At 41.3% G+C, this 20,783-nt stretch carries 17 protein-coding genes and 1 tRNA gene; 9 read left to right on the top strand and 9 right to left on the bottom strand.

Annotated elements, in window-relative coordinates:
• Positions 1 to 80: 80 nt before the first annotated feature.
• Positions 81 to 1,349: a murein transglycosylase A gene (locus IQ264_RS19315; RefSeq protein WP_193982435.1), complete on the bottom strand. Its 1,269-nt coding sequence runs from the start codon at positions 1,347 to 1,349 to the stop codon at positions 81 to 83.
• Positions 1,350 to 1,516: 167 nt separating this feature from the next.
• Positions 1,517 to 3,232, bottom strand: a complete 1,716-nt coding sequence (gene nadB, locus IQ264_RS19310; RefSeq protein WP_322744750.1) for an L-aspartate oxidase — start codon at positions 3,230 to 3,232, stop codon at positions 1,517 to 1,519.
• A 190-nt stretch (positions 3,233 to 3,422) separates the two neighbouring features.
• On the opposite strand from nadB, the gene IQ264_RS19305 reads away from it, so the two are divergent.
• The gene (locus tag IQ264_RS19305; RefSeq protein ID WP_193982434.1) at positions 3,423 to 4,241 is read left to right on the top strand and encodes a carbon-nitrogen hydrolase family protein; all 819 of its coding nucleotides are present in this window, start codon (positions 3,423 to 3,425) and stop codon (positions 4,239 to 4,241) included.
• Between the two features lie 168 nt (positions 4,242 to 4,409).
• Entirely contained in the window at positions 4,410 to 5,642 is a 1,233-nt protein-coding gene (locus IQ264_RS19300; protein ID WP_193982433.1) for an AI-2E family transporter, read from the top strand.
• Positions 5,643 to 6,012: 370 nt separating this feature from the next.
• Here IQ264_RS19300 and fba read toward each other — a convergent pair whose 3' ends face one another.
• Together fba and IQ264_RS19290 are read right to left on the bottom strand one after the other, a co-directional pair.
• Complete coding sequence (gene fba, locus IQ264_RS19295) at positions 6,013 to 7,092, bottom strand: class II fructose-bisphosphate aldolase (RefSeq protein ID WP_193982432.1); 1,080 nt, start codon at positions 7,090 to 7,092, stop codon at positions 6,013 to 6,015.
• A gap of 322 nt (positions 7,093 to 7,414) precedes the next feature.
• A tRNA-Lys gene (locus IQ264_RS19290) sits at positions 7,415 to 7,486 on the bottom strand.
• Positions 7,487 to 7,668: 182 nt separating this feature from the next.
• Between IQ264_RS19290 and IQ264_RS19285 the strand changes: the two genes are divergently transcribed.
• A complete protein-coding gene (locus IQ264_RS19285) occupies positions 7,669 to 8,346 on the top strand; it encodes a GAP family protein (RefSeq protein ID WP_193982431.1) in 678 nt (225 codons plus the stop codon).
• Between the two features lie 19 nt (positions 8,347 to 8,365).
• On the opposite strand, the gene IQ264_RS19280 is transcribed toward IQ264_RS19285, so the two are convergent.
• Positions 8,366 to 9,238 carry an aldose epimerase gene (locus tag IQ264_RS19280; protein ID WP_193982430.1) on the bottom strand — a complete coding sequence of 291 codons (873 nt, stop codon included), beginning with the start codon at positions 9,236 to 9,238 and terminating at the stop codon, positions 8,366 to 8,368.
• Positions 9,239 to 9,626: 388 nt separating this feature from the next.
• Here IQ264_RS19280 and IQ264_RS19275 point away from each other — a divergent pair, with 388 nt between their 5' ends.
• Positions 9,627 to 9,896: a hypothetical protein gene (locus IQ264_RS19275; protein ID WP_193982429.1), complete on the top strand. Its 270-nt coding sequence runs from the start codon at positions 9,627 to 9,629 to the stop codon at positions 9,894 to 9,896.
• An 816-nt stretch (positions 9,897 to 10,712) separates the two neighbouring features.
• Complete coding sequence (locus tag IQ264_RS19270) at positions 10,713 to 11,024, top strand: DUF6679 family protein (RefSeq protein WP_193982428.1); 312 nt, start codon at positions 10,713 to 10,715, stop codon at positions 11,022 to 11,024.
• On the opposite strand, the gene IQ264_RS19265 is transcribed toward IQ264_RS19270, so the two are convergent.
• Positions 11,021 to 12,655 (bottom strand): MBL fold metallo-hydrolase, encoded by a 1,635-nt coding sequence (locus IQ264_RS19265; RefSeq protein ID WP_322744751.1) that lies wholly within the window; start codon positions 12,653 to 12,655, stop codon positions 11,021 to 11,023. The genes IQ264_RS19270 and IQ264_RS19265 overlap by 4 nt on opposite strands.
• Positions 12,656 to 13,312: 657 nt before the next feature.
• On the opposite strand from IQ264_RS19265, the gene mgtE reads away from it, so the two are divergent.
• Positions 13,313 to 14,671, top strand: a complete 1,359-nt coding sequence (gene mgtE / locus IQ264_RS19260; protein WP_193982427.1) for a magnesium transporter — start codon at positions 13,313 to 13,315, stop codon at positions 14,669 to 14,671.
• Between the two features lie 60 nt (positions 14,672 to 14,731).
• Here the strand turns inward: mgtE and IQ264_RS19255 are convergent, their stop codons facing one another.
• The 3 genes from IQ264_RS19255 to IQ264_RS33710 are packed head-to-tail and all read right to left on the bottom strand — an operon-like array spanning position 14,732 to position 18,471.
• Positions 14,732 to 14,929 carry a hypothetical protein gene (locus tag IQ264_RS19255; RefSeq protein WP_193982426.1) on the bottom strand — a complete coding sequence of 66 codons (198 nt, stop codon included), beginning with the start codon at positions 14,927 to 14,929 and terminating at the stop codon, positions 14,732 to 14,734.
• Positions 14,910 to 15,164 (bottom strand): hypothetical protein, encoded by a 255-nt coding sequence (locus IQ264_RS19250; RefSeq protein WP_193982425.1) that lies wholly within the window; start codon positions 15,162 to 15,164, stop codon positions 14,910 to 14,912. The genes IQ264_RS19255 and IQ264_RS19250 overlap by 20 nt, the downstream gene beginning before the upstream one ends.
• The gene (locus IQ264_RS33710; RefSeq protein WP_193982424.1) at positions 15,154 to 18,471 is read right to left on the bottom strand and encodes a PAS domain S-box protein; all 3,318 of its coding nucleotides are present in this window, start codon (positions 18,469 to 18,471) and stop codon (positions 15,154 to 15,156) included. The genes IQ264_RS19250 and IQ264_RS33710 overlap by 11 nt, the downstream gene beginning before the upstream one ends.
• Positions 18,472 to 18,726: 255 nt before the next feature.
• Here IQ264_RS33710 and IQ264_RS19240 point away from each other — a divergent pair, with 255 nt between their 5' ends.
• The 3 genes from IQ264_RS19240 (at position 18,727) to IQ264_RS19230 (ending at position 20,519) form a co-directional block, all read left to right on the top strand.
• A complete protein-coding gene (locus IQ264_RS19240) occupies positions 18,727 to 19,734 on the top strand; it encodes an aspartate carbamoyltransferase catalytic subunit (protein WP_193982423.1) in 1,008 nt (335 codons plus the stop codon).
• Between the two features lie 82 nt (positions 19,735 to 19,816).
• On the top strand, positions 19,817 to 20,326 hold the full coding sequence (locus IQ264_RS19235) for a molybdenum cofactor biosynthesis protein MoaE (RefSeq protein ID WP_193982422.1): 510 nt from the start codon (positions 19,817 to 19,819) through the stop codon (positions 20,324 to 20,326).
• Positions 20,301 to 20,519: a recombinase family protein gene (locus IQ264_RS19230; protein WP_322744749.1), complete on the top strand. Its 219-nt coding sequence runs from the start codon at positions 20,301 to 20,303 to the stop codon at positions 20,517 to 20,519. The genes IQ264_RS19235 and IQ264_RS19230 overlap by 26 nt, the downstream gene beginning before the upstream one ends.
• Positions 20,520 to 20,783 lie beyond the last annotated feature (264 nt).

Here is a 20,783-nt window from a genome sequence, read left to right as displayed (position 1 = left end):
TGAGTTGTTTTCCCTTGCGCTTTAAACTCTAGAACTATCATTTGACGTGGAAAACCTCTACGGCGTTTAGCCTAACACAATTAAAGCCGTCCTGCAAGGACGGGGCTTGTACCCATGTTTTTGGTCATTCCTGCCTTTTCCCCTGCTAGTTTTCCAGTTCCCACAAAATAGTCTACTCTGCCTGCACCTTTAATCGCTCCTCCTGTATCTTGATCGAGTACGTAGCGTGACACAGTGTTAAATTGCATTTTTTGATTACCATCAGCGTAGGGAAAAGGTGCATAAATTAAAGCTAAAGCACCAGGAGGCATAATTGATTTGTCGGTGGCGATCGATCTTTCTGCCGTTAATGGTACGCTAAGGCTACCCGTCGCTGGATGACCGTAGTTTTCTTGAAAAAATACAAAACTGCGATCGCGCGGTAAATAATTATCTAATTCCTGGGGATTTTGGTGAAAATATTGCAAAATCACTGGCATAGTCAAATTTTCTAACGGCAACTTTTCATCATCTGCCAAAGCCTTGCCAATGCTGCTATAGTTATAAGCTGTATTTCCAGCATAACCAACAGTGGTAATCGTACCATCGGTTAATCGCAGTTTAGCCGATCCTTGAATTTGAATAAAGTAAGCTTCTAAGCGATCGCGCAACCAAAACAATTCTAATCCCTTTAATTTACCTTTGCTTGCTTGCAAACCATCTTTTCCTTCCAACTGTTGTCTAGTAGGATGAGGTTTTGCCCAAGATTTAAAATTGGGAGGTAAACGATAAATAGGATAGCGATATTCTGCTGTCGGTGTTCGACTAGCATCATAAACTGGCTCATAATAAGCAGTAAACAATACATTTCCTAAACCATCTCTACCGATAGACTGGTAAAGGACAAACTCTTTTTGTACCATCGACCAAAGTTGTGCTGCGTCACGAGAAGTTCTCACCAACTGGCGAAATCTTGTTAAACTGCGAATTACGCGATCGCGAGTTATTCCTGGAATCCTATACTTTTGATAATCACTAATTGATTTGGCAGAAGAGAGATAACGTAAACTATTATCGATCGATTTTAATAAGGCAATTTGATCTCCAGCTTGCTGATTTTCCCCCCAAATTTGGTCATCTAAACCCATATAATCAGGTAAAGTCTTTGCTACAGGTAACAAAACTGGTAAACTATTAGGAGGTTTCAGAGAATCTCTAAGCAAAATTTGTGGATCGGGAAGTTCTGGAATTAATAAATTTGATGATACCGGATTAATGTTTACATATTGCTGCCAAAAAGTTAACACTAATCCATAAGCAATCATCAATAATCCCACATTCAAAATAATCAATGTTAGAGTCTTTCTCATATACAGAAGACACTGGAACAAAAGGGTAAAGAAACTCTGCTTTGACGGATTTTAGGGAAAAAATACAGACCTCTTGCCAAGATATACAATCTCTATCTTCATCTGTGTTTATCTGTGGATATCTGTGGTAAAAAAATCAAAAATTCTGACTTTGGCAACAAGTCTAATTAACAACTTTCCCAGTCCCCATTACCCACCAGAGAAGATTGCCACCATTGGTTATTTTTAACTAATGTATGAACTTGCCATTCCGGGGAAGTTTCAGGAAAATCAGCGCGATAGTGACCGCCACGACTTTCGGTGCGGAAAACAGCACTTTTAAGGATTAAGTATGCCACATCTAAAAGATTTCGCGTCTCTCCCCAAAGCTTAATTTGTGCTTCTATGTCCGGGATATTTAACAAAACTGACTGCGAGGGTTGTAAGTTTTGGAAGAACTGACTAAACTCCAAAGTAGCAAATTCTTTTTGCCACAATTCTACCTGAGCGATCGCACTTTCTAACTCATCCCCTCGCCGCGAAATCCCCGCACACCGCCACATCAACTGCGGTAACTCTTCGCGAATTATTTTAACTAAAGAAGGCAGAAAGGCAAGGGGCTCTAGAGGCAGAGGGGCAGAGGAGAAAGAGGAACTCTCCGCTTCCCCTTGTCCCCTTGTCCCCTTATTTCCTGCTGCGCTCTCAATCTGCAAATTACTCATTTGTGCGCCAAACACGATACACTCTAGCAGAGAATTACTCGCCAAACGGTTAGCGCCGTGAACTCCCGTACTAGCAGTTTCTCCTACAGCATATAATCCCGGAATAGAAGTTTGATTCATTAAATCAACTAAAATTCCTCCCATCCAATAATGAGCAGCCGGAGAAACAGGAATTGGTTCTGAGAATACATCAATTCCCCAATGTTGACAAACTTGGATAATATTGGGAAATCGATGGCGAATTTGTTCCGGGGGAATCGGGCGTAAATCTAGCCAACCATGCGGTTCCCCTGTATGTTGTAAATGGTGAAAAATCGCTCGACTGACAACATCTCTAGGAGCAAGTTCACCCTTTGGATGATAATCAAAAGCAAAACGGTAGCCTTGAGAATCGATTAAATGAGCACCTTCACCGCGTACAGCTTCACTAATTAAAAAATGTGGTGCATCGGGTTTCATTAAAGCTGTAGGATGAAATTGGCAGAATTCCAAATCTCGGACGATCGCACCCGCACGATAAGCTAAAGCTACACCATCGCCAGTACTAACAGCCGGATTAGTCGTTTGAGAAAATACTTGTCCCCCACCACCAGTTGCTAACACCACAGCTTGAGCACTCACCCAAAGTAACTCACCTTGGTAAATTAAACTTACCCCTTGACAATGCCCATTTTCTGAGAGCCAAAGATCCAAAACAAAAGCTGGCGAAAGCACTTGAATATTTGGGCGTTCCAAAACTTGAGTCGTTAGAGTGCTGACAACAGCCCTTCCCGTAGTATCAGCAGCATGAAGCACGCGAGGACGGGAGTGTGCAGCTTCTAAAGTCAAGGCTAAACGATCGCCCTTGCGATCGAAACCCACTCCCATTTGTACCAAAGAATCAATACAACTAGGTGCTTGTTCCACCAAAAACTTTACCGCTGCTAACTCACAAAGACCAGCCCCAGCTTGCATAGTATCTTCAATATGTAATTGAGGTGAATCACTCGGATCGATAACTGCGGCGATTCCGCCTTGCGCCCAATCACTAGCAGATAGAGGTAAGCTATCCTTAGTAATTAGACCCACTTGTAAAGATTCTGGCAAACAAAGTGCTGTATAGAGGCCAGCAGCACCCGCCCCAACGACTAAAACATCAAATCTATTAGCTAAAGTAGTGGAAATAGAAGAGTGCAAAAACAACTCCCAGAAAAACTTTACTTACACAGTACTGTAAAACCAAAATTTTTGATTTGAGATTTTCCTAATTCTTCCGACCTAATCCTCAAGAGCGATCGCGCAGTTAGCTAAAATACCATTACTTCTATATTTGAGACGATTGAGGATCAACGTCAAACAGAAGCGAAATTTTTACACTATTACTTGAGTTTCCATGAAGAAGCCTTATCTCGCCGCCGCCATTCAGATGACCAGTGTACCTGATTTAGAAAAAAATCTGATTCAGGCAGAAGAATTAATCGATCTCGCCGTGCGTCGGGGCGCAGAATTAGTCAGCTTACCAGAAAACTTCTCCTTTATGGGCGAAGAAAAAGATAAAATTGCTCAAGCAGAAACGATCGCGCAAAAAAGCGAAAAATTTCTCAAAACAATGGCGCAACGCTTCCAAATCACCATCTTAGGCGGCGGATTTCCCGTACCCTTAGATAATGGCAGAGTTTACAACACTGCTTTACTCATCGATGCCAATGGTACAGAACTCGCCTGTTACCAGAAAGTACACTTATTCGACGTAGACTTACCCGACGGTAACACCTATCGTGAATCCAGCACCGTCATGGCTGGAACGCGCATTCCCCCCATTTATCCCTCTAAAGAATTGGGAAATCTCGGACTTTCCGTATGTTACGACGTGCGTTTCCCCGAATTGTACCGTCACTTATCCCAAATGGGAGCCGAAGTCCTATTTGTTCCCGCAGCCTTCACCGCTTACACTGGTAAAGACCATTGGCAAGTGTTATTACAAGCTAGAGCGATCGAAAACACCTGTTACGTCATCGCACCCGCCCAAACAGGTAGACATTATGCTATGAGACAAACGCACGGACACGCCATGATCGTAGATCCTTGGGGAGTAATTTTAGCTGATGCCGGGGCCGATCGACCAGGAGTAGCCATAGCAGAAATTGACCCCCAGCGCCTTGAACAAGTCCGCCGTCAAATGCCCTCACTGCAACACCGAGTTTTCATGTAAATTAACGATTTTCTCGTACTTTATTTATTGGTGAAATGTTTGATGTATAAGCAATTGCAGCCCCCAGTGCCTAATCCCCAGTCCCCATACCCTCAAAAGGTTAGTTTTATCTGATTCCCTGCCCTACTAAACTAATGAGTAACACCACTGAAAAATTGAGCTAGTTTCATGGTTAGTTCTCGACCATCTCCACCAAAAAGTAAATTACTCAACTGGTGGGAATCCCTCACTCCATTGTCGCGCCTACTAGTAATTGCCCTAGCAGCACCACTTACCGTGTTAAATGCTTGGGCATTTTCCGAAATTTTCGGTTATTTTGAATCACTGTTCGTCATTCTGCTAGTAGCTTCCCTATTAGCTTTCCTCCTCAGCTATCCGGTAGACTGGTTAGAACAACGCGGAGTCAACAGAGCGCAAGCAGCGATTTTTGTGTTCTTACTCACTGTGTTTATTTTAGTAGGAGTGGGAGTAACACTGGTGCCACTTGCTTTTACCCAAGCCCAACAATTAGTAGCAAGATTACCAGAATGGATCGACTCAGGACAACGCCAACTAGTAATGATCAACGAAAGAGTTGACATAGTAGGTCTACCCCTCAGTTTAGATGGATTAATCTCCCAAATTAACGATCGCTTAAAAGCCAACCTGCAAAACATAGCCGGAAGAACCCTCAATCTCGCCTTAAACCTCACAGTATTAACTGTAGTTAGATTGCTAGATGTTTTACTGACAATAGTAGTAACCTTCTACTTACTCCTCCACAGCAAAGATATTTGGGTCAGTTTAATTCAGTGGCTACCTGCACGCATCCAACAACCATTCTCCCAAACTTTGCGATCGAGCTTTCAAAACTACTTCACCGGACAAATCATCCTAGCCACCTGCATGGCTTCTGGATTAATCTCCGTTTTCCTATTACTGAAAGTACCCTTTGGCTTGTTGTTTGGCCTGACAATTGGTTTAATGGCACTCGTACCCTTTGGTGGTTCTGTCGGAATCGGACTAGTCACCTTTCTCGTTGCCTTAAGAGACATTGGACTAGCCTTGCAAGTCCTAGCCGCCGCCCTCATTGTCCAACAAATAGTGGAAAATATCATCGCACCCAGAGTTTTAGGCAGTGTCACAGGATTAAATCCATTTTGGGTATTCATTGCCATCCTAACAGGAGCCAGAATCGGCGGACTCTTAGGAGTAGTAGTAGCAGTACCCACCGCAGTAGTCATCAAAGAAGCACTAATCTCAATACGTTCCGTCAGAAAAGCTGACGAAGCCCAACACAATACTCACACCAATCACACCAGCAAAGATCACTCTGCCATAATCAAACCTAACAACGATACCACCTCCCCCACTAACACTCAACCCACACCAACCGAATCAGCTCTCGAAATCAAAGATTAAAAAGTCCGTTGTAACGACTTCAGTCGTTTCCAAGCTAAGCAGAATACGATTAAAGTCGCCACAACAAACCAACTCAACAGTCCGTTGTAACGACTTCAGTCGTTTCCAAGTTGAGCAGAATACGACTAAAGTCGCCACAACAAACCAACTCAACATTCCGTTGTAACGACTTCAGTCGTTTCCAAGTTGAGCAGAATACGACTGAAGTCGCCACAACAAACCAACTCAACATTCCGTTGTAACGACTTCAGTCGTTTCCAAGCTAAGCAGAATACGACTGAAGTCGCCACAACAAACCAATAAAAAAACGAGTAGCTACAAAAGCTACCCGTTATACTTACGTAAATTACTAAATTAGCAAAGTCGCAAATTAGACGTTTGCAGTAGTCTTGGTGACAACGTTCAATTCACCCTTGGCATACTTAGCCGCATAATCATCCAAAGACATTTGCTTGATTTTGCTCGCATTACCAGCAGTACCGAAAGCTACATAACGTTCAGCACAAACTTTCTGCATATACTTGATCGAAGGCTTCAGGAAGTGACGGGGGTCAAATTCACTGGGTTTTTGAGCTAATGCTTCCCGTACCGCCGCAGTGATAGCCAAACGGTTGTCGGTGTCAATATTTACTTTCCGAACACCACTCTTAATGCCCTTTTGGATTTCTTCCAAAGGTACACCATAAGTCTCAGGAATTTGACCACCGAACTGGTTAATCAAGTCTAGTAAATCTTGAGGTACAGAGGAGGAACCGTGCATTACCAAGTGAGTGTTAGGTAAGCGGCGGTGAATTTCTTCAATCCGGCTGATAGCTAAGATTTCACCAGTTGGCTTGCGAGTAAACTTGTAAGCACCGTGACTGGTACCAATAGCCACCGCCAAAGCATCAACTTGAGTTTGTTCCACAAAGTCAACAGCTTCATCAGGGTCGGTCAACAGTTGGTCATGAGATAATGTACCTTCAAAACCGTGACCGTCTTCTTTGTCACCCTTTCCAGTTTCTAAAGAACCCAAGCAACCTAGTTCGCCTTCAACGCTAACACCGATCGAGTGAGCAACGTTTACTACTTCACGAGTAACATTGACATTGTACTCGTAGCTAGCAGGAGTCTTGGCATCAGCTTCTAAAGAGCCGTCCATCATTACGCTAGTAAACCCATTTTTCATGGCTGAGTAGCAAGTAGATGGCGCGTTGCCATGATCTTGGTGCATTACAATGGGAATCTCAGGATAGGTTTCCACTGCCGCTAAAATCAAATGGCGAAGAAAATTTTCTCCAGCGTATGAGCGAGCGCCACGAGAAGCCTGTAAAATCACGGGGCTATTTGTTTCTTTAGCAGCCAGCATGATCGCTTGGATCTGCTCCATATTATTAACGTTGTAAGCTGGAATACCGTATCCATTTTCAGCAGCGTGATCCAACAGCAGCCTCATTGGTACAATCGCCATAAGTGGTCCTCCTATATTTGGTTGCTCAGCTAATTGGGTTTGTACAATCTTAAATCATTAGGATAATCTTAAGATATTTTGCGACTCAATGGAATCTCTTCTAGGAATTTTTGCTCAGATTGCTCAGAAAGGGGAAAGGGAAAGTTTTCCAGTTGTAGGGGCGGTTGAGAGTAAAGTATGTTGATTACCAAACAGATAAGATATCAGCAAAACTCGCCCAAGAGAGAGTTTCGAGTTTTGAGTTACAGAGTTTTCTTGCTCTGGAACCCCTGGAACCTCTCTGCTCTGCTGCAATTAATAAGAGGACTATAAAATTAAAAAATGGGTCGCCCGGGATTCGAACCCGGAACTAATCGGTTAAAAGCCGAGTACTCTACCGTTGAGTTAGCGACCCGTGTTATTTATCGTTTTCGCAACGTTTATCACAATAGCACAGTTTTTTTGGAAAATGCAAGGGGTTAAGGAAAAAGTTTTTTTATTTGATGCGATCGGCTTGAGTCATATCATTAATGATGAGGCTTCCAAAGATTGCAAAAACACTAAGTCCGATCGCTAACTGATAGAGTGGTGTATTTTATGGAAACTCTGCTCGTTTCGCTGTTGCCGTACATCATCGGCAGCGCCGTTGTGCCATTGCAAATCATCATTTGTTTGCTATTCCTGAAAAGCGACAGACAAGGACTGTTTAAGGCTATAGCATATTTCGCTGGAATGACTATTACTCGTCTGCTACAAGGATTGATTTTTGGCTTGATTTTCATCGATGCTGCGGCATCTGCTGAGGCAAGCAGCGATAAGAATCTGGTGATTTCCACATTGCTTTTGGTACTCGGTATCTTGTTATTTATCGCAGCTTATAAAAAGTGGCGCGGTCAGGATGACCCAGATGACCCACCGCCAAAGTGGTTAACTACGATCGACAGTTCAACCCCTGTCAAGGCGTTTGGGATTGGTCTGGGACTGCCATTGATTGCACCTAAGTTATGGGTTTTTACTCTGAGTGTGTTGGCTACGATCGCAGCAGCACAATTGGGACAACCTTCTAGCACGATCGCATTCTTACTCTTCATTTTACTCGCCCAATCTTTGCTGTTGCTCCCGATCTTGATTCGTATCCTCATGCCCCAAAAATCGAAATCCTTACTGGATAGTATTTCTGCCTGGTTGACCAAAAATAACCGTTCTATAGTTATTGTCGTTTCTTTAGTTTTCGGTTTGTTGTTTTTGAAATCCGGTATCAGCGGATTGCTTTGATAGCAGGTTAATCAGATTCTCAGCTGAGGGTGACAGTGAGAGCAACTACTGTTTCTATGGAAGCTTCTGGCTCTAAAATAATCAGTTGTTCGCCTGTGTTCATGGCGTTGCGAGGGGCAGTCCAAGGTTCTAGGCAATAGAAATCTTTGCCTTTGACAGTCCAAAATACAACCCTAGTGTAAGCATCGTCGTAACTTAAATGCAGGTGGAATTTGCGGCTTTTATCGGTCACGCTGGCGGAAACTTCGGTTAAATCGCGAAATGCGACATCTATTTCATCACTTTCATAGTCAAAGCTGCCTGTAAATGGGTGGATTGTTTTATTTCGTTGGTCTTGGTATTCAGTTGAGGGAATCTGGAACTCTAGCTGCGTTTTATCTAAGGTGGCAAAGTAAGGATGCAGTCCTGTGGAAAAGGGCATAGATTCAGCAGATTTATTGGTGTAACTTTGCCGAATTTCTAAGGCGTTGCCTTTGAGTTGGTAGGTGAAGATAACCTCAAAGTCGAAAGGATAAAGCTGTTTTGTGTAGTCGTTGCTGTCTAAACGCAGGGTGATGCTGGCGCATTCTTGGGTTTCTTGGTCTATGACTTCCCAAGGTAAGTCACGGGCAAAACCATGTTGTTTAAGTTGATATTCTTTGCCGTGAATGGTGTAGATGTTATCAGGTAAGTTGCCGCAGATGGGAAATAAGATGGGTATTCCGCCTCTTACGGTTAAGTCGGGATTGGCAAATCTTTCGGCATCTAAATAGAGAATTTCTTCGTCCCGTAGCTGCCATCGGGTGATGATTCCGCCTCTTTCTGGTACGACTTCGATGCGGGATTGGGCTTGATGGTCAGAGAGAATGTAGGTTTTGTATTGCTGTTGTTGTACTGCGATCGCAAACTCCATAATACTCTCCCGATCGATCAAAATTTGTTGATTTCACTACTTTACAAGAGATCGATCGCTACAAATCAACACTCAGACATTATCTCTCTTTATAATCTTTACCAGCTTTTTTAATTAGCCCTGACTGTCTTCACACGATCTTAACAGTAACCCAGATAAGCTATTAGATAGATTAATTTATCAGTTGCAGTCTTAAACTTAAACATGGTAGCAAAAACTGAAACATCAATGTTTGAAATCTGCTATTTAAAAGCCTCAGTGACTCAAATCACAATTTAATAGAGGAATTTATCACAACTTGCTACCGCTCTCTGTCATTTACTGCTAAAAGCAGATGTTTAAGATTAGTATTGACGGTTAACGCATCAAGGATGCTCAGGAAGTAGTTATGATTCGTTCACTGGTTAAGTCAGCTTTTCAAACAGGGTGTTTAAGTGTTGCTTCAGAAGGTCTGATTGGGCAAGTTCTCGCTCATAAAGGCTATCAATCCGCTGACTTAGATGCCCTCTATTCCTTGTACAATGCAGTCAGCTCCGGTCAAATTGAGCGAGAGGCACGCGGGGCAGTCACACAATCTCTAATAGAGTACGTGGAACCCTGTCCAGAAGATACGCATCTAACTAAAATTTCTGGTTGGGGGGATGTAGTGTATTCATAGATACATTAAACCAAACCTAACTGGGATTTAATGATACACAAGGACTAACGGCAAAAGTCCGCTCAGGCAAATTGCCGTTAGACAGATTAGATGGTCTGTAAATATGAAAAAATTACTCTTTTATTTGCAATTTTAAAATTTACTCTTGAGATTGCTTTGTGATTGGTACAGGTAAATACACTTCACAAGCAAAAAGTAATGAAGTAAAAAATAAATAAATATTATGCTTTGTTAGGGCCTAATGCAGATTTGCTCAGTTTAGCAAGAAATAAAAATCATTTCCCCAAGGGGAAAGATTGGCAATTATTAGGGGCAAATGCTAATAGCTTTGATTGGTGCTGGTTTTGAGACACCTAAGCTTGATAAATAATTTGTCATTTGTACAGTTTGCTGCGGTGATTACTACAAATATGGTAGTTTTCCCTAGACTAATAAAACCGAAGTATTGATAGAATAAAAGGTATCTGTATAATGGCGTTTCCACTCACTCGATCGAATCCCGTTAAACGCTTCTATCCTTAAATGATTACTACCACCGTTGCCGTAAAACTAAAAAATTTTTTTCCCCCTGCTATCTGTTGCTCAATTCGAGATAAACTTTTTCTAACCTTAGCATCAGATAAACATCAGGATGTTGTCTGCAAGGGCAGCAACAATTTATGCTGAGGTGCCTAGATCTCGATGGTTACACCTCTGAGAATGTGGCTTTAGATGAAATGGCTGACTAAATGTGAAGTAATTTTCCTGAAGTCAGTCGCCAAAGATAGATTAACAAACTAAGCAGTTGAAGAGTTCCCTGTTCAGGAGAAACAATATATGCTACACCGCAAGATATATCAACTCTGTTGCGATGGTCGAGAAGTCTGTGTGTTCTTGCGGGACCAGCAACGTTGGATTGAACGCGCCCGAATTATCGATATTGAGGGAGATTTAGTAACTTTGCGCTATGAGACAGACGAAGATGATGAAGTCTCTTCCTGGGAAGAGATGGTACGCTTAGAAAGTATCGGTGCCGTGAGTCAAAAATTAGCTTCCGTACCAAGAGGGAATGTCGAACCTCTAGTGTCAGATGATTGTCCAGAAGCAGAGCAAATCCGCAATCATTTCCCAGATTCTAATTTAGATTAATTAGAGTTATCGCCGTTTTCCCGTTCTACCTTCAAAGAAGGTTCAAATACAGGACAATATCCGTCCGGTGTCACTTTAAAATCAAATAAAGGTGATGCCGGATTTCGGCAACGTTGCCCCCGCATATAACGGCAATTCCCACAGCAAGCTAGGTCAGCGGGTAAGCGATCGCTTCTTTGAGTCAATAATTCTCGTTGAGTTAACCCGCGCAATACCAGTTCCTCACCTTGCCAACGTGCTTCCACTAAACCAGTATCAGCAAAATTTTGCCAGCGGGGGTCAGCGGTAATTGTGTCTGGTAAATTAATAGTAACTATTGTCCCTAATTCAGTGAGTTCGCCTTCGTAGTTGGTTTCTGGGGCGGCAGGTTGTAAAAATGTTTCACCGATCGGCAGTTCTACTAGCGTACCAGCGTTGGGGGAATGTAAATGGTAGCGGTTTTGTAACTCCTCTAAGCTAGTTAAATCTGCCAAATAAGTGGGAGAACCGTGAACAAAGACGACGTGCTGCGGGCGCAAATTATGGATCAGCTGGGTTGTACCTGGGCCATCACAATGTTGAGCTAAAAGGTAACTTTCCACGCTGAGAATACCAGAATTATTTGTGTGTATCTGATAATCTTCTATTGTTGAGCGTCCCGGTCTTTGCGGTAATAAAACTACCCAAGCTTCCGCATTGGGATAAAGATACTGACTCAAATCAACTGATTCATCAGTTAGCACGATACAGCTAGTTTTTCCTAGCTGGGGAACTTGTTCTGGTTGTAGGCGGCGGACACGGGGGCGCACTCGTTCATCCCAAAATAAAGGTTGGTGACGAGAAAAGTTTTGCACTGAAGCCGGAAGATGCGGTAATAGTTCCAGGTAAGCATCGCATCCAGCGGCAACTGTCCCATCTACCCAAATATCTAAGTCCCGACCTGTAAATAGGTGGTGACTTCGCAACAACATCAGGATTTCTTGACCTAATCCTAAAGCTGGTACTGGCATGAGGATGGATTTTCCAGCACTAACGGCGCGACTAATCCGTTCTGCGAGTTGGTTTTCTTGCTGGCGGCGGTGGGGGTGACGTGCAGTGCCGTAGGTGCCTTCAATAATCAGAATATCAGGTTCAACTCCCCGTAAAGTATCGAGGGGTAAACCTTCGACTAAGCGAGAGTTGGAGAGGAAGAAGTCGCCTGTGTAGAGGAGTGTGTAGCTGCGGCGGTGAGTGGTGTAGGTGAGGCGGATCGATGCGGCACCTGGTAAGTGTCCAGAGGGGAATAGTTCGGCACAAAGTCCATCGTGAAATTCGACTGGCGATCGCCAAGGTAAAGCTTGACAAAATGGGGGTATTTTCTTGGGGTCTAACTCCGGCCAGTTGAGCGGCAATAATTGAGTTGTGACTTCACTGGCATAAATTGGTAGCTGGGGAAAAGCTTGATGTAAAGCTAATAAACCTTTGGCATGATCGGGATGGGCGTGGCTACATAACACTACGTCAGCTGGTGGTATTTTTTTGTTAGGCGCTAGCAAAGCTGAAATGTCAGCCATGCCACAATCTAAAAGAATGCGATATGGCCCCATCCGCAGGAGTAGACAAATTCCCTCGCCTGCGTGATTGACACTATAGGGCAAGCATTCTAGCTCTATCACGATGCCTTCCGATACTTTTTCGCTAACTTGGGATTGATAAAGTAAAAAGGCAAAGAGCGAATGGGAAAAATACTGAGTGTTGAGTTTTGCCTCTTTACTTTTGGCTGATATAAACTCTCTAAAATGTGGCTACAAATCGATCTCTGCGTCCTCGTGCGGTGTCAATCTTCTGTAGCAAACTTTCGGAGAAAGGATATTATTTAGTGGGCTGTTCCGTTACCGTGATAGTTATCTGTATCGTAGAATCCATTTTTGGTGCCGAAAAAGAGACTCGACAGGATAAAAATGACGGTTAGGGCTAGAAGAACAATTTTGATGTCCATCGGGATATCTCTGGATTAGATAAATACGGTGGCTGAATTCTAGCAATAAAGTATCGTCCAGAACAAGCGTCTATGGATTGTAGATTTTGGATTTTAGATTTTAGATTGACTAGCTTTAAACCTGTGCCTTCTTTCTTCTGATTGACTGATTGTGGATTGGCAGGATAAGGGATAGCATAGAAATACTGGTACTCTGCCATATCTTTGCTGTTTGTATCAGTGTCGAATTCAGTTGTTTAAATTCATGGACAAAAGTCCATTATCTGACAGTATTATCCTCCCCTAAGCTGGTGAGTTTTGTCTCCCGGCGCGGGGGAGACTAGGAGGTGGAATGCTGACACAGGAAGGGCGTGTGGCGCTAGAGGATATTGCTGATTTAAATCAGTTGAAGTGGGAACTTAATTCTTTGCCCGCTGTGGATGTTGGCGATTATATTAGTGATTTGCCGAGAGAACGACGGGCGATCGCTTTTCGTTTATTAAACAAAGCTCAGGCAATAGATGTTTTTGAATATTTGCCACAGGAAGTGCAGGAAGAGTTGATTGGTTCGCTGCATGATACTCATGTATGTCAAATTGTGGAGGCAATGCGACCTGATGACCGGGCAGAATTATTTGATGAGCTTCCAGCAGGAGTGGTAAAACGATTGGTACAACAACTCAGTTCGGCGGAACGACAAGCGACTGCGACTATTTTGGGTTATCCAGAAGCTACCGCAGGTCGGGTGATGACGACTGAGTATGTACGTTTACGGGAGGGTTTGACGGTTGGCGAAGCTTTAAGCAAAATTCGGTTAAGTGACCAGGATAAGGAAACGATTTACTATGCTTACGTGACGGACAATAACCGCAAGTTGTTGCAGGTGGTGTCGTTGCGGCAGTTGTTGTTTTCAATTCCTGATGCTTTGATTCGCGATGTTGCTAGCAATCGGGTGATTAAAGCTTATACGGAAATGCCTCAAGAAGAGGTGGCGCGATTGATGCAGCGTTATGATTTGATTGCGTTGCCTGTGGTCGATCGCGAAGACCGTTTGGTGGGTATTGTCACGATCGATGATGTCATCGATATTTTAGAGGAAGAAGCTACCGAGGATATCCAAAAGTTAGCCGGGGTAGGTGGTGGCGATGAGGAAGCTTTGTCTCCGCCTTTGGTGACGATTCAGAATCGTTTACCTTGGTTGTTGGGGGTGATGGCGTTGTATATTGGGGCGGCAAGTGCGATCGCGCCTTTTCAAGCTGTAATTTCCCAAGTGCCAGTGTTAGCGGTAATTATGCCGATTTTTTCTAATACTGGGGGAACTGTGGCGATTCAAGCTGTAACTGTGACTATTCGCGGTTTAAGTGTAGGAGAAGTTACGCCTTTAGATACCCTAAAAATTTTACGTAAGGAAATTTTAGCGGCGTTAGGAACTGCTACAGCTTTAGGTTTAGCACTGTTTCTACTCTCGTTTATTTGGACTACTCCAGGTTCTAGATGGGTGGGTATAATCGCAGGATTAGTAATGGCAATTAATGTCTTTGTTGCTGTGATTTTGGGTACTTTGTTACCTATGGGAATTAAGCGATTAAAACTCGATCCGGCGATGATGAGTGGGCCCTTATTAACTACTACTTTGGATGCAGTAGGATTTATAATTTTCCTGTCTTTAATTTCGTTAGCTGTTCATGTGTTTGGTTTCAAAGCTCATTAAGGAGACTGGGGAAAGGCAGAAGGCAGAAGGCAGAAGGCAGAAGGTAAGAAAGGATAAAGGTTATCTTTTCTCCTCATCTCCCCTTCCCCTTGTCCCTTTGTCTCCTATGCTATCTGCCTGTAATTGGGTAAGAAAAAATAAAGTTAGACCAAAAAGTGCGATGCTTTCACCCAATAATTCTGTTAATTCTTCAATTGTATCTTTCACTGAATTGACGATCGCAGTTGTGGAATTAAGACTAATTTTTGGGTAGTTCATGCCGCCGCCAACAGGATGCTAATGTTAACAAAAAACCGATCGCAAACAGTTTAAAAGCAGCATATACAATGGGTATGGTTCTGGGTATATCAAAATCAAAATTGCTGAAAGATTTACCAAATAAGATACTGCTAATTAGATAGATGGATGCCAAGGTGAGATCGATCGCAATTAAATAAAGCAAGAGTACTTTCTTGGTAGATTGCAGAATTTTTAATGTATTCTTATGCTTCATTTTTAGCTTTCGGGTTCAGCACTGTTTTAATAGTGACTAATAATTCTTCAGTAGTGAATGGTTTAGAAAGAAACCCTTTGACTTGCTTACTTGTGCCTTCGGCATTTACAGAATTAGCTGTTAGTCCACTCATGGCTATGATTTTTAAATTAGGGTTGATTTTTTGTAATTGTTTTATGGTTTTATAGCCATCCATATTGGGCATCATCATGTCTAGTAATACTAAACTAATTTTGGCTTTATTTTGTTTGTATGTAGCGATCGCTTGTTGTCCATCACCAGCAGAAATTACTTTATAACCATGAGTTTCTAATGAGGTTCTAGTAATATCAAGGATGGCAGATTCATCATCAACTAAGAGAATTAATTCTCCTGCACCTTTCGGTAATTTTGTTTCTTCTATTTGCTGATTTTCTTGAACTTCTAATGCTGGTAAATAAATCTTAAATTCAGTACCTTTTCCGATTTCACTATAAACATTGATAAAGCCGCCGTGACTTTTAATAATCCCCAATACTGTGGATAAGCCAAGTCCTGTACCTTTACCAAGTTCTTTGGTAGTAAAGAATGGTTCAAAAATGCGATCGATAACTTCTGGAGGAATTCCGATTCCGGTATCTGCTATGGTAACAACAATATATGCTCCAACTTTAGCATCAATGTTGAGTTTAGCATAATTTTCATCAATCATAATATTTTCGCCACAGATGCTCAAAGTGCCACCATTGGGCATAGCATCGCGAGCATTTACACAAAGATTCATTAATACTTGATGTAGTTGTGTGGCATCTCCCAAAACAGTCCAAAGTTCTGCGGATAAATCAATATATAATTCTATTGATTTGGGAAAAGTTTCTCTAGCAATATGACGGATTTCTGCTATTAAATGTCTGACTTGAACGATCGTGCGATCGCCTTGAATTCCCCGCCCAAAAGATAGCACTTGTTTGACTAATTCTGCACCTCTTTTAGAATTAGCTTTCAGAATCGGCAATAGTCGCATACTCCGTTCATCTTTTAATTGTAGTTCGAGGAGTTGCACAGCCATTAAAATTGGAGTTAAAATATTATTTAAATCGTGAGCAATACCACTAGCTAAAGTTCCCAGACTTTCCATACGTTGGGCGCGAAGGAATTGAGCTTCTAGTTGTTTTTTTTCGGTAATGTCTGTGTTTACTACTAAAATTGATTTAGGTTTTCCTGCTTCATCATAGACTAATGTCCAGCGACTTTCGACAATAATTTCTTGACCATTTTTAGTAACTTTACGGAGTTCTCCTTGCCATTTTCCTTTTTCTAAGAGAGTTTGTTGAATTTGCTGCCGATCGATCGGATTCTTATATAAAAAATCATTAGCATTTTTGCCAATCGCTTCTGCTGCTGTCCAACCATAAAGCCGTTGGGCACCCTGATTCCAAAATAGAATTTGATGATTAATATCTTTTACAAAAATCGCATCAGTGGCAATATCTAAAAGGGCAGCTTGTTCCCGAATTTTTTGTTCTGATTGCATTCTTTGGGTAATGTCTTTCATGAAACAATGATGCCCAATAAATTGCTTTTCTTCGTTGTAAGCAGCTACCATAACTATCTGCTTATAAAAATGGGAACCATCTTTACAAATACCTCTGGCTTCAACTTCTACTTTGCCTTTTTCTAGCATTTCTTGGTAAGCATTATTTAGTTTTTCTAAATCTTCGGGAGGTAAAGTTTTTTGCCAGAACATTCCTAACATTTCTTCTGGTTCATATCCACAAGCATTAGCATAAGCTTTATTAACAACACGATAACAACCATTGGCATCTAAGCGAGAAATTCCTTCCACAGCATTTGCTAGCGCCATACTCATTTCTCGCAATTCTACTTCGGCTTGTTTGCGCTTAGTAATGTCGGTAGCAGTACCTAATATTTGATAAGGTAAACCTTCATGAGTTCTGCTAAAAACTACATCTCTACTAATTAACCAACACCATTCACCGTTGGCGCGTTGCATCCGATATTCACTTTCAATTACTTCTCCATCTTTCGCTGCCGCTAAACGGTTGAAACTTTCTTGGCGTTTAGGCAAATCTTCTGAATGAACTAGTTTCTGCACTAAACCTTCTATTTGTTGAATTTCTGTAGGACTATAACCCAAAATTTCTGTTATCCGTTGATTGACATAGATAATTCTGTCAAAAATTAAGTCATAGAGATAGAGTATTTCTGGTGTAGCATCAGCTATTTGTTGAAATAAACGTTGATTTTCCCAAAGGGCTTGTTTAAAGATTTGCTGTTCGGTGATATCCTGATTAAGAACAATTGCCCCAATAATTTCTTGTCGATCGTTTCTTAAAGGGATAGCCGAATTCAAAATGGTTTTCCGAGTGCGATCAAAACGTTGAATATCGATGCACTCATTTAAGGTAATTTTTCCGGTAGTTATTGCTAAATAAGGAGCCCATTCTTGAGATTCTATCGGCTTACCTGTATCTGTCCACCAAGCTTTAAATTGCTGAGAGTTCGTAGAGTCAGGAGAGTCTAATCCAAAGCTTAAATTTGCTAAACCAAAATTCTCTTGTTTCCCACCCCAAATCTGACAGGCTGCGGGATTTGCTTGTAAAATATTACCTTGTTTATCTGTAATCCAAACTCCTACAGGAATGGCATTTAAAACTTTTCGCAACAACTCTTCTTGTTGAGTTGGGGATACTTGATGCTCTTTTAATAATACCTCTGCTTGTTTTCTTTCAGTTTGTTTATAATCAGTGCTGAATTTTATTTTTTTTGTTTCATATTCACTGTTGATATACTTCAGTTTGGCAATGGTATTCTTTAATTCCAAAGTATTAACTACTTGACGAGCTAGAGCTTGCAATGCTTCAATTTGTTTAGCAGTAATTTCTCTAGGTTTTTGGTCTATTACGCAAAGAGTCCCGATCGCTTTTCCTCCGGCTAAAATTAGCGGTATACCTGCGTAAAATCTGATAAAAGGATAGGTTGTGACTGCTGGATTATTTTTAGCACGCTCATCATTTAAAGTATCTGCAATAATCACTAAGCCGCCTTCTTGAAGACAAATCGGGCATAAACCTACATCTATTGGCACCCCTGTTACTTCTATTCCTACTTTGGCTTGAAAGCATTGTCTGTCATTAGCAATTAAATTAATAATTGCTATAGGTGTATGACAAATTTGTGCCGCTAGATGAACAATGTCATCAAATCCTACTTGAGCATCTGTACTGACTATCTCATACTGATGTTGTAGTTCTAGCCTTTTGGTTGGATTGCTAGGTAGTGCAGTTTTAATTTTTACTTTTTCCATAGCAGTGGTGTAGTATATTAAACATGATTTTGTGAAAAGTTTTCTTTACTCTGTGAACAAGTTGTGAGAAATTAAATTTCATGAATAAGATTTTTATCATCCGATAATTTACTTGTAACTTGTTTTACCTTATTTCTGTTGGCACTTACCTCGGTGATTATTCTAGGTTTAACCATTGTATTGAACTAATAAAAAATTTTATGATTGCTTTAAGTTTATACACAGTATGATTTTTCATCTAGGTTCTTACATTATATGGGTAGTATTTGGACACGCGAACACATCATTTCCTTAGCCGATTTCTTGCCAGCAGAGTACGATATCGTTTTGCAGACAGCTGCTAGTTTTCAAGAAGTACTCTCTCGAAGGGTAAAGAAAGTACCGACACTGCAAGGACAGGTGGTAGCTAATTTATTTTTTGAACCATCAACACGGACTCGTAACAGTTTTGAACTAGCAGCTAAGAGACTCTCAGCAGATACACTTAGTTTTGCGCCAGCAAGCTCTTCATTAACTAAAGGAGAAACGATTTTAGATACGGCGAAAACGTACCTAGCTATGGGTACTAATATTATGGTAATTCGTCATCGGGAAGCTGGGGTACCACAAGCGATCGCACAAGAAATGGATCGATTACAATCACAAGTCAGTGTTCTCAATGCTGGCGATGGTCAACATGAACATCCTTCACAAGCATTACTAGATTTGTTTACAATTTGTTCTGTATTAGAGCCAAAACAACCGAAAATTGAACTTTTGCAAAACAAAAAAGTTACAATTGTTGGCGATATTCTTCACTCACGGGTAGCCAGATCTAATATATGGAGTTTAACCGCAGCTGGAGCAGAAGTCCACTTAGCTGGCCCGCCAACTCTCTTACCAAAGCTTTTTGCTGATTGGGTGTCAGAAAATCAGGCAAATTCCGCAATTCCTGAACGTAAATTATTTTTACATTGGGATGTAGAACCTGCATTAAAAGATGCAGATTTTGTCATGACTCTACGCTTACAACGGGAAAGAATGACCCAGCACTTATTACCTAGTTTGCGAGAATATCATCAAAGATATGGTATTACTCGCGCTAGATTAAAGTTATGTAAATCTGGAGTGAAAGTTTTACATCCAGGGCCAGTAAATCGGGGAGTAGAAATTAGTTCTGATTTAATGGACGATCCTGAGTTTAGTTTGATTTCTCAGCAGGTGACGAGTGGTGTGGCAATTCGTATGGCTTTGTTATATCTAATTGGTGGTGCTAAGAGTTAAATACTTTAGGTCTCCGGCTTGTTGAAGAAGTCGGGGGTCTAGAAAGACTAGTGTTTAAAATAATCTTTTTTATCTGTTTGTTATGAATCCTAATGTTGCCAGTTCACTAACTTCTCCGATTCAATCTCATTCAAATGACAGTTTTGCTATTACTTTTGCGCCTTTATCGTTGGAAGAAGTTTACACTTTAGCAGATGATCCTGCTAATGGTGCGATCGTAGTCATGAGTGGGATGGTTCGCAATCAAACTGATGGAAAATCTGTGGTTGCTTTAGAATATCAAGCTTATCAACCGATGGCTTTACAAATATTTGCCCAAATAGCAGCCCAGATTCGTCATACTTGGTTGGATGTAAATCGGGTAGTGATTCATCATCGAATTGGAAAGTTAAAAATTGGGGAAATTAGTGTTTTGGTAGCTGTAGGTTGTCCACATCGATCGGAGGCTTTTGCTGCTTGTCAATTTGCGATCGACACATTGAAACATAACGCACCTATTTGGAAAAAAGAGTGGTATAGCCAGCTAGATGGTAAATTATCTAGCAGTTGGGTGAGTATCGGCGCTTGTGAACAATCAGGAGAAAATTGCTGAAATCCGGGAGATCGTCGTTTATGCCAGGGTTTCCACTGTTGAGCAAAGTCAAAATAGTCATGCACTTGAGCAGCAGATAGCCCGTCTAAAATCAACCGGAGTAGAGTTAGTGCTGATTGATTTGGAGTCAGGTCGTGAAGGCAAAGAGTCCGAATTGGTAAGTTTTTTATTATTAATCTATGACAATATATAAAATTGTATATTTTACATCTATCTATAGATAGTTATTATTACTAAATAACTTTAATTTTCTGATGTTATACCAATTCTAAACTAAGATTTTGAGTAAAGTCACAACAAGATTTTTGTTTATATTTGCCTAAATAAAGACTTATAAGATATTCAAAATTGAAACCTTAAAATTTATTTTTCACTGCTTTTAAGCTTATAATATAATGTTTATAATTGCTCTAATTAATTCCAGCCAAGTACAGCCAATGGTTATACAGTATTTTTT

This window comes from [Phormidium] sp. LEGE 05292, assembly GCF_015207735.1.
GTDB lineage: Bacteria > Cyanobacteriota > Cyanobacteriia > Cyanobacteriales > Aerosakkonemataceae > Floridanema.
Note: the sequence above shows the minus strand (reverse complement) of the source record. Positions and strands in the feature narration are given on the sequence as shown.